The organism is Pseudomonas sp. SDO5591_S426 (genome assembly GCF_054070755.1).
The window spans coordinates 1-230 of the sequence record NZ_JBSVXD010000446.1; the positions used below are offsets into that span (position 1 = coordinate 1).

Genomic DNA, 230 nt, shown 5'->3' on the forward strand with positions numbered 1-230 from the left:
CCCGCGACCCCCGGCGTGACAGGCCGGTATTCTAACCGACTGAACTACCGCTGCGTATCGCTTTGGACTTTCGCCCAAGTAACTCGTTTGATTGAAGAGCTTCGGTGCTTTTCAATCGCGAACCAGACCAAAATCTGCTTCGTAAATAATGGCGCAGCGGACGGGACTCGAACCCGCGACCCCCGGCGTGACAGGCCGGTATTCTAACCGACTGAACTACCGCTGCGCGT

1 tRNA gene is annotated in these 230 nt (G+C 57.4%); it reads right to left on the reverse strand.

Annotated features, from left to right (window positions below):
• Positions 1–149: 149 nt before the first annotated feature.
• Positions 150–226, reverse strand: a tRNA-Asp gene (locus ACW9JC_RS30490).
• Positions 227–230: the final 4 nt, after the last annotated feature.